Source organism: Streptomyces sp. NPDC040610 (assembly GCF_055594065.1).
On sequence record NZ_JBVIXA010000001.1, the window covers coordinates 500507 to 514318 of the forward strand.

Sequence of the window (13812 nt, forward strand, 5' to 3'; positions counted from 1 at the left end):
GTCTGCGTCAGTGGTGCCAGGCCTGCCCGTCCACGTTGTGGATCATGCGCTGGAGCACCTTCAGGGCCCGTATGTAGTCCGCGTCGTCGATGCCCTCGTGGATCTCCGCACGCGTCCGCTGCTGCAGCGCGGCGACCTTGTTCCGCAGCTCCGCGCCCGCGTCGGTGAGGATCAGCGGGGCGTCCGCGACGTCCGGGTCCTGGGCGATCAGCGCGCGGCCGATCAGGGAGTCGATGTCGTGGTGCAGCGGCCCCTCGCCGAACTCCAGGTAGCCGCGCAGGACTTGGACGACCTCCTTGCGGTCACGGCCGTTCTCGTGGCCGACGAGCTGGTTGAGGATCCACCACTGGGGCTGGGTCAGCCCGTTCTCGGCGAGCATGGTGCGGATGTGGTGGACGACGGCCTTGCCCGCCGCCGAGCTCCAGTAGCCGATGGGCTGGTTGACCAGGTCGGCGTCGCTGTGGGACGGGGTGAAGGGGGCCTTCTTCGGGGCGCTGGCCGAGGCGGTGGTCGTGGTGGCGGTCGGGTTCGTGTTCGCATTCGTGTTCGTCATGTCCCCGAACTTAGGACCTCAAGTTTGGTTGAGGTCAAATACTTCCTGAGGCCTTCTTCGTCCTGTCCCGTCCAGGCGATGTATCCGTCCGGGCGGATCAGATGAAGCCCCGGTCCGTAGGGGGCGCACCGCTCCGTGCGGTGTACGTGCACCAAGTCGCCCCTCAGTGGCGGGAGTTCCGCGTCCGTGGCCACCGCGAGCAGTGTGAAGTGCGGGCCGCGGAAGGCGTCGAAGAGGCGTCCGGCGCCCAGCGGGGCGTCCGGGGCGCGGTCGCCCGCCCGCGGGGTGGTGTCCGAGGTGGCCGTCGAGGTCTCGACGTCGGCTGTCGGCGTATCGAGGGAGGGGGATGCGTCGAGGGACAGGGACGAGTCCCGGTATTCCAGGCCGAGTTGGCGGGTGGCCGTGCCGCGCCGGTCGGTGCCGCGGTGGATGCGCGTGGAGAGGTCGAGCATCCGCGCGGCGACCGCGCGCCGCTCCTCCTCGTACGTGTCGAGCAGCCCCGCGTCCGCGCCGTGCCGCAGCACCGCGCCCAGCTTCCAGCCCAGGTTGTAGGCGTCCTGCACGCTGGTGTTGAGGCCCTGGCCGCCCGCGGGGGAGTGCACGTGCGCCGCGTCGCCCGCGAGGAAGACGCGGCCCGCGCGGAAGGCGTCCGCGAGCGCGGCGCGCGGCCGGAAGTCGGAGGCCCAGCGGACCTCGGTGACGTCGGCGGCGGTCAGGTGGGTGCGCGCGGCCACCGCTTCGCGTACGCCGTCGGGGGACAGGTCGGGCTCGGCGCCGCCCGTGAACCGGGCGACCAGCTGGAAGTCCGGGATCCCCGGCAGCGGGCAGATCGCCGCGAAGTCGCCGCCGCTCGCGGCCCCTTCGGACGGGTGGGTCCCGGCCGGCGGGAACACGTGCCAGTTGTCCCGGTCGAGCGCGCCCTCGGCGACGCGGATGTCGGCCACCAGCATGGGCTGCGGGTCCACGGTCTCGCCCGTCATGCCGATGCCGAGCGCGCGCCGCACGGCGGAGCGGCCGCCGTCGGCGGCGACCGCGTACGCGGCGCGGACCGTGCCGCCGCCCGCCAGGCCCGCCGTGACCCCGTCCGCGTCCTGCGCGATCCCGGTGGCCTCCGCGCCGAAGGCGACCGACCCGCCCAGCTCCGTCAGGCGGGCGTACAGGATCTCCTGCGTGCGCCACTGCGGCACGAGCACCGGACCCGCGTACGGCGCCGAGTCCACCGGCTCCGGCTCGTCGAACATGCGGTACTCGCCCTGCCGGACGCCGTCCCGCCACACCATGCCGACCGGCGGCGCGCCGCCCGCCTCCAGGATCGCCCCGGCCACCCCGAGGTCGTCGAAGACCTCCAGCGTGCGCGGCTGCACGCCCTTGCCGCGCGAACCGGGGAAGAGGCCCGCCGCCCGCTCCACGACGAGGGCGCGCACACCCCGGCGCGCCAGGTCGCAGGCGAGGGTCAGGCCGGTGGGGCCCGCGCCGACGACCAGGACCTCGGTCGTCGTCACGCCATTCGGGTGGTTTGAGGGGATTCCCTTAACGTCGTTAAGTGCCATACCCCCGAGGGTGCGCTTAACGGTGTTAAGTTGTCAAGGTGGCTACGACACGACTGGACCGGCGGCGGGTGGCGCGCGTCGCGCTCGGCCTCCTGAACGAGACCGGGCTCGACGGCCTGACCCTGCGCGCCATCGCCAAGGAGCTGGACGTCAAGGCCCCGGCTCTGTACTGGCACTTCAAGGACAAGCAGGCGCTGCTCGACGAGATGGCGACGGAGATGGTGCGCGGCGCGGCGGCCGACCTCACGGGCGCCCCGGACGCCGACTGGCAGACCTCCGTCACGACGGCGATGCGCGCCCTGCGCCGCATGCTGCTGCGCTACCGCGACGGCGCGAAGGTCTACAGCGGCACGTACTTCACCGACACGTCGTACGCGGCGCCCGTGGAGGCCCAGCTGCGCCGCCTCACCACGGCGGGCTTCACCCCGGGCGCGGCGGCCCGCGCCCTGCTGACCGCGACGAGCTACACGATCGGGTACGTCATCGAGGAGCAGGCCACGGGGCCGCGCCCGGGCGAGGGCGGCGAGGGGTACGACCTGGCCGCGCGCGCCGAGCGCCTGAAGGACTACCCGCTGGCGGCGGCCGCGGGCGAGGAGATGTTCCGGGGCTACGAGGACGGCTTCGAGGCGGGCCTCGCGGCGGTGGTGGCCGGGGTCGGCGTCACCCTGCTCGGCCCCGGCGCACGGCCCGCGTGACGACCGGCGGGAGCAGGTCGGCGGCGAGGCGGCGGGCGCGGGAGCGGGCCAGGGAGCGGGCGGCGGCGGGGCGCTGGGCGGCGGCCGCGGGGGACTGGGCGGCGGAGCGGGGGCCGCGCTCCGGGGCGTCGGCCCGGGTGGCCGCGCGGTAGTGCCGTGACGGGGGGAACGCGGGCGCCGCCATGCCCTTCTTGGACTTGACCCGGATGATCCGGTGCCCGGCCGCCTCCTGCACGCTCAGATGGCAGTCGTCCCGCTCCCGCACCATGTCGAGCAGCTCCTCCTGCACGGGCCCCGGCTCGTCCCAGGTGCCGTACAGCTTCTGGGAGCTCAGGCAGATCGGCTTCAGGCCGCGGTTGAGCACCGCCTCCCAGGCCGCGATGGACACGCCCGGCGTGTGCTCGGAGCGGAAGTCGTCGAGGACCACGATGCCCTCGGGCAGCAGGGTGTCCCTGGCCGCGCCGATGTCGCCGTGCACGTGCTCGTACAGGTGCGAGGCGTCGACGTGCACGAACCGGCAGGACCTCGGCGGCACTTCGCCCGGCACCACCGAGCTGGGCCCGCGCAGGACCCGCGGCAGCTCGTCGTGGAAGGAGAGGTAGTTCCGCTCGAACGCCTGCTTGGTCAGCGTCGGATAGGACTTCTTCGACTCCGCCTTGTTGGCCCCGTCCGGCGCCTCGTCCTCGAAGAGATCGCAGACCGTGTAGCCCTCGCCGTCGACCAGATGGTGGCCGAGGAAAATCGCACTCTTGCCCATATAGACGCCGATCTCCAGGAGATCGCCCCGAACTCCCCGGCTCTCCTGCCGGGTCAGCAGCCAGTCGAACAGCATTTGATCAAGATTCGGGAACCAGCCGGGAACGTCACTGAGCTCTTGCGGCGGCATGGATATGTCGTGCGCAGCAGGCATGAGGGAAAACCACTCTCTTGTTGCGGACGCAAGTTTCCCGGGAAACTAGGGGATACCCCGGAAGCGGTCAAGGCGCGTGCCGCAATGCTGCTTTTGGACATCCGCAGGACGGCTGAGAAGGTCCGGGAAGATGAATTCCCCGTGAACGCGAGCGGATTTTCACCTTACCCGCGGCCGGGGTGCGCGGCACGCCGGTGCCCCGCACCCCCCGACCGCCGAGGAACGCGCCCGCTCAGCCCAGCGCCGCCCGCTTGATCGACCGGGCCCGCCGCGCGACCTTGCGCACCGCCGCGTTGCGCGGGATGAACGCGAGCTGCACCGGGATGCCGCCGGGCAGCGCGAGGGCGGTCAGCCTGCGCTTCTTGAAGTACCGCCAGGTGCGCTCGTTCAGGTGCGCGGCGAGATAGCGCTCCGTGGCCGGGCGCAGGCTCGGGTAGATCTTGGGCTGCATGGCGAAGCCCACGGCGCGCACCAGACCGCTCAGCGCCGCCGCGTCCGGCTCCTTGCGGCGCCCGGAGACGGCCTCGCGGTCGCCGAGCTCGGGCAGCAGCGCGTCGACCAGCGTGACCGGGATGCGGTTGCTGTTCTCGTACGGCTTCAGGCGCTCCAGGAGCGTCTCCGTGCCGATGCGCGCCACCGGCAGGTCGTAGAACGCGGAGGCGGTGAGGAGCGCCGTGGAGAAGCAGCCGACGACGAGGGCGGGCCGCATGCGCTGGTAGAGCACCTCGGCGAGCACCGGTGTGTCCAGGACGGTCAGCTGCACGCCGAGCCGCTCGGCCTCCTGCTCCAGCTGCCGCGACCAGCGCGCGGGGGCCGTCGGATGGGGCTTGAAGACCACCTGCCTGTGGCCGAGCGCCGCCGCGCCGCGCAGCATCCGCGCGTGCAGGTCCTCTTCCTCCTCGGGGTCGAGGATGTTGAGGGCGGAGAGGTACTGGCCGAGCAGCAGCGCCGGTTCGGCGATCCGTGACAGCGCGTCCAGGGAGCCCGACTCCGCCTCGCTGTCGGCGAGTTCACCGAGGACCTTCAGGAAGGTGTCGGTCGGTACGAGCTCGGGCTCGACGGCGAACTCGGTGAGGAGCAGCGGCTTCAGGCCGGGCACCAGGTCGAGGTGGAGCAGTCGCCGCACCCGGGTGCCGACCAGCGGGTCGATCTTGTTGCGGGTGGGGCCGTAGCTCATCAGGCCGTCGGCGTAGACGTCGACGGGCGCGCCCGTGAAGATCTGCGTCAGCGCGAGGGCCGGGTTGACCTGGATGGACTCCACGGCCAGCTCGATGTTGTCGTCGCCGAGGTCCCAGGCGAGCCGCAGATAGCGCTGCCACAGCGGCAGGTCGTCGCCGCGCGGGGACCAACTGCCCGGGTGGAACGGCGAGATGGCCTCGTTCCAGGAGAGCACGTCGTCGAAGCGGCCGCGCAGCCGCTCGAAGCCGGGCATCGTGTCGACGGACGGCGTGGTCTCCGGGGTCGCCGCGTTGTTGGCGATCAGCAGGACGCGCCGGTCGGCCGGGCCGAAGCGGTCGGCGTCCAGGGCGGCGGCCAGGGTGGCGACGCCGTACAGCGTGGACGCGAAGAAGATCTGCGTGGTGCGGCGGCGGGCGTCGGGGCGCGCGGCGGCGAGGGCGGCGGCGTGCGGGTCGGGCACGGCCTGGCCTGCGGGGCTCACGCGGCCACCTCCCCGGCGCCGACGGCGCGGCGGCGCAGTCGGCGCAGCCGCGTGGCGCGCTGGACGTCCATGGAGTCCAGGGCCTCGTCGAGGACGCCCTGGGGCATGCGCTTGAGCGCGGCGGCGCTCAGCGACTTCAGTTTCCGGGCCACGGCCGGCTCGAACCTTTCGATGGATCCCAGGTGGTGGGAGATGATCGCGCAATACGTGCGCACGGCCTTCGGCAGCAGCAGGTCCGCGTCGCGGTCCTCGGCCGTCTCCCGCACCACCTGGTCGAACGCCTTGATGAAGTCGAGCTGGCGGACGTCGCCGATCTGCGTGAGCGACGAGGCGACCCCGCGCCGGTAGAAGACACCGAGCAGCCCCACCGCGGCGAACGACTTCGCCTCCCGGTGCAACCGCCAGATCCACGGCCGGTCCTCGGCCGTGCGCAGCCCGTGGGTGAAGTGCAGAAGCCCCTGGTCGAGCAGGCGGCGGTGGTACATCCCGGCCCAGGCGAAGGCGTAGTCCACGGACGTGGAGCGGTCGGCGGGCAGGATCACGTCGCGCGGGGACATCACCGCACCGCGCAGGCCGTGCGGCACCCGGTGCACGCTGCGGGCGCGCGCGGTGCACTGCACATGGTCGGTGCGGACGAAGTCGCAGCCCAACTCCTCCATGGCGCCGAGCAGTTGCTCGTAGTAGCCGGGGGCGAGCCAGTCGTCGCCGTCGAGGAAGGTGATGTACTCGCCGCGGGCCGCGTCCAGACCCGTGTTGCGGGCCGTGGCCAGGCCCCCGTTCTGTTCATGTCTGAGGTGGACGGCGCCGGGGAGCTCGCGCGCGGCACGCTCCAGCACGTCCGGGGTCTCGTCCGTCGAACAGTCGTCGACGAAAATGAATTCGAAGTCTCCACGCACGTTCGCGTGCAGGGACTTCAAGGTGTCGGGCGCGTATTGCTGCACGTTGTAGAACGGCACGATGACGGAGAGCTTAACCACGTGCGAGACGTTAGGTGTCGGCCCGGCATTCGTCTTGTCCCGCAGTGGGATGTCAGGTGAACGAAGCGTGGCGGAATGGTTAACCGGGCATCCCGTCACACGTTTGCCAGCCCCCTTCGCCATTCGTCGGCATGCTGTTAACCGTTTGTTGCACCTGAGTTGGGCCATCAATCGGAATGCCTTCCTAGCGTCTTCGCTGTGCCAGTAAGCAACAAGACGACGCGGGTCGCCGTGCTCGCCGACTCCGACACCCGGTGGAAATGGGGCTCGCTCACCGCGAAGCGCCTCACGGGAGCCGCCGAGGGCGAGGAGGCCGCACCGGACCTCCGCCTCGACGGTTATCTGCTCCGCGGCCGGGCCACCCCCACCCCCCGCCAGCTCGAAGAGGTCGGGGTGCGCGCGGACAGCATGCGCGAGGTCACCGCCATCGAGTTCCTGAACGCCGTCGGGTCCCGCCGCGACGAGGAGGCGTACGACGTCATCGTCCTCGCCCTCGTCGGCGGCGCCGTCCAGGCCGTCCTGCACGGCCTCGCCCGCGCCCACGACGGCGCGGCCCGGCGCCCCGTCGTCGTCACCGGCTACGTCGGCGTCGTCTACGAGAAGCTGGCCGACGGACTCCTCCTGCGGCACGGCGCGGACGTCGTCCTCGCCAACTCCCGCCAGGACGCGGAGCGGTTCCGCGCCGTGTACGAGGGCGTGGGCGCCGACGCGTCCGGCGTCGTGGAGGCAGCGCTGCCGTTCCTCGGCGGCGAGCCGTACGCGCCCCGCGACCCCTACACCGTCGTCTTCGCCGCCCAGCCCTCCGTGCCGGAGAAGCGGGCCGACCGGGTCTATCTGCTGTCCCGCCTCATCCAGCACGCCCGGCGCCACCCCGAGCGCGAGGTGCTCCTGAAGCTGCGCAGCAAGCCCGGCGAGCACACCACGCACATCGAGGAGCTGCCGTACCAGAAGCTGGTCCGGGGCGAGGAGCAGCCCGCCAACTTCCGCCTCGTCTACGGGCACATGGGCGAGGTCCTGGACCGCACCGACCTGCTCGTCACCGTCAGCTCCACCGCCGCCCTCGAATCCCTGCACCGCCGCATCCCCACCGCCGTCCTCACCGACCTCGGCGTCCGCGAGGCGCTCGGCAACCACGCCTTCATCGGCTCCGGCTGCCTCGCCTCCTGGGACCAGCTCGACGCCGGACAGAGCCCCGAGCCCGACCCCGACTGGGTCGCGCGCCAGGGCGTCGCCGCCGACGGGGCGTACGAGACGGCGTTCGACGCGGCCCGCGCGCGGGTGGCGGAGCTGACCGGCCGGGCCCGCGACGGCAAGCTCCCGCCGATCCAGCCGTACTACACCCAGGTCACCGCCCCCGGCTACCTCCCCGGCATCCTGGCCCGCCACCACCTGGGCCCCGACGCCGCGCCCCTGCCCGGCGCCCCGTCCGCCGACCGCGACCCGGGCCCCGTCCGCCAGGCCGTCCGCAGCGCGGCCCGCGGGGCGTACCGGCACGGCGTGCAGCGGGTCGCGCCGGTGATCCGGCGGATGGGGGAGCTGTGAGGGGGGCGGACGCGGTCGAGGCCGGCGCGACCCCGTCGCACGCGGCCGAGAGCCCCTCGGGCCCCGAGGCCACCGCCATCCCGCCGCAGGGCCCCACCCGGCCCGCGCCGACCACCCCCACCCGGTCCACCCCCGAATCCGCCACCCTCCCCCGGCCCGCCGCCCCGACCAGCCCCCCACCAGGCATCCCTGAAGGAGCCTCCATGTCCAAGCCCCACCCAGCGGGCCCGTCCCACCCGGAGGGCGAACCGGTGCGCCGCGTCCTCGCCGTCATCCCCGCGCGGGGCGGCTCCAAGGGTGTGCCCGCCAAGAACCTCGCGCCGGTCGGCGGCGTCCCGCTGGTGGCCCGCGCGATCCGCGCCTGCGTGGCCTCGCCGCTGGTCACCGACGTCGTCGTGTCCACCGACGACACGGTGATCGCCGAGACCGCGCGGGCCGCCGGGGCCGAGGTCGTGCTGCGCCCCGCCGCCATCGCCGGGGACACCGCGACCAGCGAGGTCGCGGTGCTGCACGCCATGGACGGCTACGAGCAGCGGCACGGCGTCACCGTCGACGTGGTCCTGCTCGTGCAGTGCACCAGCCCCTTCATCGTCCGCGAGGACGTCGACGGCGTGGTCGGGGCGATCACCCGCGGCGGCGCGGACACCGCGCACACCGTCGCGCCCTTCCACGGCTTCGTGTGGCGCGACGCGAGCGACGAGCCGCCCGCCATAGAGGGCGAGCGCACCGCGGCCGAGGGCGGTACGACCACGGTCGTCACCGACACCACCACCTCCGGCGGCTACGGCGTCAACCACGACAAGTCCTTCCGCCCCCGCCGCCAGGACCGCCCCCAGGACCTCCTGGAGACCGGCGCGGTCTACGGCATGGCCGCCACCGGCTTCCGTACCCACAAGCACCGCTTCTTCGGGCACACGGAACTCGTCCGCACCGACCCCGCGCGGGTCCTGGAGATCGACGACCCGCACGATCTCGCCCGCGCCCGCGCCCTCGCCCCGCTCTTCGACGCGGACCGCGACGGCGCCCTGCCGACCCGCGACGACATCGACGCGGTCGTACTCGACTTCGACGGCACCCAGACCGACGACAGGGTGCTGATCGACTCCGACGGACGGGAGTTCGTCACCGTGCACCGCGGTGACGGCCTCGGCATCGCCGCCCTGCGCAGGTCGGGTCTGACGATGCTGATCCTGTCCACGGAACAGAACCCGGTCGTCGCCGCCCGCGGACGGAAGCTCAAGATCCCCGTTCTGCACGGCATCGACCGCAAAGACCTCGCACTGAAGCAGTGGTGCGAGGAGCAGGGCATCGCTCCCGAGCGCGTGCTCTACGTCGGCAACGACGTCAATGACCTCCCGTGCTTCGGCCTCGTCGGCTGGCCCGTGGCGGTCGCGAGCGCCCACGACGTCGTACGCGGCGCCGCACGCGCGGTCACCTCCGTCCCCGGCGGTGACGGCGCGATCCGAGAGATCGCCGCCTGGATCCTCGGCCCCTCCCTCAACAGTTAAGGAAAGTCCCCCCATGAGCAACACGTCCTCCAACGACCGCCTGCGCACCTTCGGTTCGAAGACCGCAGGGCCCGGCCACCCCGTCTACATCACGGGTGAGATCGGCATCAACCACAACGGCGACCTGGAGAACGCCTTCGCGCTCATCGACGTGGCCGCCGACGCCGGCTGCGACGCGGTGAAGTTCCAGAAGCGCACCCCGGAGATCTGCACCCCGCGCGACCAGTGGGACATCGAGCGCGACACCCCCTGGGGCCGGATGACGTACATCGACTACCGCCACCGCGTGGAGTTCGGCGAGTCCGAGTACCAGGCCATCAGCGAGCACTGCGCCAAGCGCGGCATCGACTGGTTCGCGTCCCCGTGGGACACCGAGGCCGTCGCCTTCCTGGAGAAGTTCGACGTCCCGGCGCACAAGGTCGCCTCCGCCTCCCTGACGGACGACGAGCTGCTCCGCTCCCTGCGCGCGACGGGCCGCACGATCATCCTGTCCACGGGCATGTCCACCCCGAAGCAGATCCGCCACGCGGTCGAGGTCCTCGGCTCGGACAACATCCTGCTCTGCCACGCCACGTCGACGTACCCGGCGAAGGCCGAGGAGCTGAACCTCCGCGTCATCAACACTCTCCAGGCCGAGTACCCCAACGTCCCGATCGGCTACTCCGGCCACGAGACGGGCCTGCAGACCACCCTCGCGGCCGTCGCCCTCGGCGCCACCTTCGTCGAGCGCCACATCACCCTGGACCGCGCGATGTGGGGCTCCGACCAGGCCGCCTCCGTCGAGCCGCAGGGCCTGTCCCGCCTCGTCCGCGACATCCGCACCATCGAGGCCTCGCTCGGCGACGGCGTCAAGAAGGTGTACGAGTCCGAGCTCGGCCCGATGAAGAAGCTCCGCCGTGTCGCGGGCGTCGTCGCCGAGTCCGAGACGGGCGACCGCGAGCCGGTCGCGGTCTGACGCCTGTCGGCCCACCGGCGCCCCGGGAACACGGGGCGCCGGTTCCGTCGGCTCCGGCCCCGGGCCCCGGCCCGTCGTGGCCGGGCCTCCGGCGGCTCCACGGGGGACCGTCGCACCGCTGTACACGGGAGGACTCATGTCAGTACGAAGCGGTCGGCGCACCGCCACCCCGACGACCGACGGCGGCACGCTGGCGTTCGTGGAGTCGCCGGTGCAGTTGCTCAATGTGCTGGAGTGGGCGCACACGGCGGTGCGGGGTGAACTCCCGCAGGAGGACCGGCCGGTGGACGAGCCGGCGGACCTCTCGGCGAGCCCCTCGGCGGACCCGCCCGAGGAACTGACCCTGGTCGTCCTCTCGCCCACCGACCCCATGACCCGCGGCCAGCTGCGCCGCATGTGCGAACTGGCGCGCGGCGAGGGCTTCCATGTGCGCTGGGAGGAGGCGCGGGGCGGCACCACGGCGCCCTTCCACACCATCGGCGGCCTGGCCGGACCGCTGCGCAGGGCCCGCCGGATAGTGATCGGCGACCCGTTCTCCCGCTACGTACAACTGCTCCTGTCCATCACCCGCGCCCGCGACCTGGTGGTCGTGGACGACGGCACCGCGACGATGGAGTTCATCTCCCAACTGGCGCGCGGCGAACGCCTGGTGCGCTGGCACCGCAGGGGCGGCCGTCCGGGCGCGCGGGACATGGTGTTCATGCCGGTGTCGTCCAAGGCGCGCCGCCGCCTGACGCCGAGCGGCGACCGCAAGGTCGAGGTCTTCTCGTCGATGCCGATCGAGTCGGCGCCGGACGGGGTGACCGTCACGGCGAACGCCTTCGCCTGGACGCGGGCCCGCTTCGGCCCGCCGCGCATCACGAAGGGCTCGGACCTGGTCGGCACGTCCCTGGTGGAGACGGGCGTGGTGGACCTGGACCGCTATGTCGAGGCGGTGGCGGCGCTGGCGCACACGCACGGCGCGACGCGCTACTTCGCCCACCGCAGGGAGAGCGCGGAGAAGCTGCACCGCCTGGCGGTCGACACGGGCCTCCAGGTCGTACGCCCCGACCTCCCCCTCGAACTCATCGCCCGCAGAGGCCCCATCGGCCGCACCATCCTCAGCTTCCCCTCCACCGTCGTCCACACCCTCCCCCTCGCCCTCGCGGGCACCGAGGTCAAGGTCGCCGTCATGGACATCGACCCGTCCTGGCTCACGGACACGGCTTCCCCCCGGGCACAGGGGTTCCTTGCGGGGGTGACGGGGACGGCTCGGGATGTGCAGCGGTTGGCTTCGGAGGTCGATGCCTCCGTGGCGGCCAAGGCCCCGGGGGGCCTTGCGGCTGCCGCGGGGGCGCCTTCGACGCTGGGGCAGACGGCCTCGGCGTAAACCGGGCCGCGCTGCCCGTCCCACCTGCGGCTACTTGGCAAAATCTTTCGACTGCGGTGCGTGACATGAGGACCCGCTCATTCCGTCCTCCTGGCCGAAAGTCGGCACCCCAGTCCTTCGCGTTTGCCGTTGGCGAACTCCGGCTCTCCATGAGCATTCACTGGTGAACAGGGGCTTGATGGGGCTGTAGTGGACTCTTGATTCGCAGGTGTCACGTGGTGAAGGCGCATTGGCCGATACTCGCCCTCGGCTGCGCACGCCCAGTGAGGCGCCGTGACAACCGGCGATGCGCTGTGGCCTGAGTCACGTTGACCGCTTCTGCGGGCCCGGCATTTACTCACCTCCGCCGTGAACATCCTGTGACGGCGATCTGTAACTCTGGGGTGGGGACTGTGGAGTTGAGTCGAAGGTCGCACAGGTGTGCGCGGACGACGAGGTGGGGAGTGGCCGCGGCCCTTGTGGTGGCGGCCACGACGTCGCTGTCCGTGGGAGCGACACCGGCGGCCGCCGCGACGTGCACGACCGGCACGCTGCCGGACTTCAACGGTGACGGCATTCGCGACATGGCCGTGGCCGACCCCGAGGCGACCGTCGACGGCAAGGCGAACGCGGGCCTGGTCCGGGTCGTCCTCGGCGGCGACAAGGGCGTCACGGAGATCTCCCAGTCGCTGAGCGGCATGAACGCCGACCCGGAGGCGGGCGACAAGTTCGGCGCGTCGATCGCCGTGTACGACGCCGACATGGACGGCTGCGACGACCTGGTGGTGGGCGCTCCCCACGAGGACGTCACCACCGCCGACGGCGCCCAGGCGGACGCCGGCGCGGTCTACGTCGTCCACGGCCGACCGGCGGGCATCGGAGCGGGCTCCACCATCAAGAGCTACACCCAGGCCGGTCTTGACGGCGACACGGCCACGGAAGCGGGCGACCTCTTCGGGTACGCCCTCGCGGCCGGTGCCAAGTCGGGCGGCAAGCCGTACCTCGCCATCGGCGTGCCGGGCGAGGCCATCGGCAGCCTCTCGGACGCGGGCTGCATCCACTACGTCCAGGGCGCCAAGAAGACCACGGTCAACCAGGACGACCCGGATGTGCCCGGCGTGGCCGAGGCCCACGACCGGTTCGGTCAGACCCTCGCGGCCACGAGCCGCTTCATCGCGGCCGGGGCGCCCGGCGAGGCGATCGGCGACGAGTCGTTCGCCGGGGCGGTCACGCTGTTCAACCACACCATCGAGGACGGGCGGCCGACCTCCCTGGACGGGGTGGACGAGAACCACCCGGCTCTGGTGTCCGGCGCGTCCGCCAAGGACGACCGCTTCGGTACGGCGCTGTCCATGGTCCCGTACCGGCCGTCGGGCGCGGACTCCGAGACGGACGCGTTGCTCGCCGTCGGCACACCCAACGAGAACGTGGGCACCGTCGCGGACGCGGGCGCCGTCACCGTCCTGCGGGTCAAGCCGTCCGGCGCCGTCACCGAGGTCAACTTCATCGACCGCCTCGCGTCCGGCGGCGACGACCGGCCCGCCGCGTCGGACTTCTTCGGCCAGCGCGTCGCCCTCGCCAACACCGAGCCGGGCGAGACCGGCACCGCCGAGACCGTCAAGCTCGCCGTCGGCGTCCCCAACCAGGAAGTGGGGACCGCGGAGAACGCGGGCGCCGTGCACGTCCTTTCCGCCCTCGGATCGCCCGGGCGGGGGAGCAAGGTCCTCACGCGCGGCCACGGCCTGCCGGGACCGGCCGAGTCGCGCGACTTCGCGGGGCTCGGGCTGTGGGCCACGTACAAGGACCTCTACGTCGGCGTGCCGTACAGCAAGACGTCGGGGGACCGCCGGGGGCTGGTGTACGCGGCGTCCTGGAAGCACATCGAGGACGGCACGGGGTCGGTGCGCACGGTGAAGCCGGGTGCGGACGGCATCCCGGACGAGGGCAAGGCGTTCGGCTCGAACATCCGGTAGCCGACGCCGGGCGGACGCACGCGCCACGGTGCGCGGGCCGACTCCGCCCGCGACGCGAGCGGGGCCTTCGACGCAGGGGCAGCAGGGGCAGCAGGGGGACCAGGGGGCATGGTGAAGAGCAGGGCAGTACGGCGTGCGCGA

Annotated in this window: 11 protein-coding genes; 6 read left to right on the forward strand and 5 right to left on the reverse strand. The window is 72.4% G+C overall.

Going from position 1 to position 13812, the window contains the following annotated elements; genetic code table 11:
• Positions 1–7 precede the first annotated feature (7 nt).
• Both ACZ6AA_RS02390 and ACZ6AA_RS02395 read right to left on the reverse strand, forming a co-directional pair.
• The gene (locus ACZ6AA_RS02390) at positions 8–553 is read right to left on the reverse strand and encodes a MarR family winged helix-turn-helix transcriptional regulator (protein ID WP_471455805.1); all 546 of its coding nucleotides are present in this window, start codon (positions 551–553) and stop codon (positions 8–10) included.
• A complete protein-coding gene (locus tag ACZ6AA_RS02395) occupies positions 550–2103 on the reverse strand; it encodes an FAD-dependent monooxygenase (RefSeq protein ID WP_471455807.1) in 1554 nt (517 codons plus the stop codon). Before ACZ6AA_RS02395 ends, ACZ6AA_RS02390 begins: the two co-directional genes overlap by 4 nt.
• Positions 2104–2141: 38 nt before the next feature.
• On the opposite strand from ACZ6AA_RS02395, the gene ACZ6AA_RS02400 reads away from it, so the two are divergent.
• On the forward strand, positions 2142–2798 hold the full coding sequence (locus tag ACZ6AA_RS02400) for a TetR/AcrR family transcriptional regulator C-terminal domain-containing protein (protein WP_468480445.1): 657 nt from the start codon (positions 2142–2144) through the stop codon (positions 2796–2798).
• On the opposite strand, the gene ACZ6AA_RS02405 is transcribed toward ACZ6AA_RS02400, so the two are convergent.
• From ACZ6AA_RS02405 to ACZ6AA_RS02415, 3 genes are all read right to left on the reverse strand, one after another.
• A complete protein-coding gene (locus ACZ6AA_RS02405; RefSeq protein ID WP_468451033.1) occupies positions 2764–3630 on the reverse strand; it encodes a class I SAM-dependent methyltransferase in 867 nt (288 codons plus the stop codon). The genes ACZ6AA_RS02400 and ACZ6AA_RS02405 overlap by 35 nt on opposite strands.
• A 310-nt stretch (positions 3631–3940) precedes the next feature.
• A complete protein-coding gene (locus tag ACZ6AA_RS02410) occupies positions 3941–5347 on the reverse strand; it encodes a polysialyltransferase family glycosyltransferase (protein ID WP_471456596.1) in 1407 nt (468 codons plus the stop codon).
• Between the two features lie 17 nt (positions 5348–5364).
• Positions 5365–6345 (reverse strand): glycosyltransferase family 2 protein, encoded by a 981-nt coding sequence (locus tag ACZ6AA_RS02415; protein ID WP_468451034.1) that lies wholly within the window; start codon positions 6343–6345, stop codon positions 5365–5367.
• A 198-nt stretch (positions 6346–6543) separates the two neighbouring features.
• Between ACZ6AA_RS02415 and ACZ6AA_RS02420 the strand changes: the two genes are divergently transcribed.
• From ACZ6AA_RS02420 to ACZ6AA_RS02440, 5 genes are all read left to right on the forward strand, one after another.
• Entirely contained in the window at positions 6544–7887 is a 1344-nt protein-coding gene (locus ACZ6AA_RS02420) for a DUF6716 putative glycosyltransferase (protein ID WP_471455811.1), read from the forward strand.
• Between the two features lie 203 nt (positions 7888–8090).
• The gene (locus tag ACZ6AA_RS02425; RefSeq protein WP_471455814.1) at positions 8091–9395 is read left to right on the forward strand and encodes a cytidylyltransferase domain-containing protein; all 1305 of its coding nucleotides are present in this window, start codon (positions 8091–8093) and stop codon (positions 9393–9395) included.
• Positions 9396–9408: 13 nt separating this feature from the next.
• Positions 9409–10350 (forward strand): N-acetylneuraminate synthase family protein, encoded by a 942-nt coding sequence (locus ACZ6AA_RS02430; protein WP_468451038.1) that lies wholly within the window; start codon positions 9409–9411, stop codon positions 10348–10350.
• A gap of 136 nt (positions 10351–10486) precedes the next feature.
• The gene (locus ACZ6AA_RS02435) at positions 10487–11719 is read left to right on the forward strand and encodes a hypothetical protein (protein ID WP_468451040.1); all 1233 of its coding nucleotides are present in this window, start codon (positions 10487–10489) and stop codon (positions 11717–11719) included.
• A 443-nt stretch (positions 11720–12162) separates the two neighbouring features.
• Positions 12163–13671, forward strand: a complete 1509-nt coding sequence (locus tag ACZ6AA_RS02440; RefSeq protein ID WP_471455818.1) for an FG-GAP repeat protein — start codon at positions 12163–12165, stop codon at positions 13669–13671.
• Positions 13672–13812: the final 141 nt, after the last annotated feature.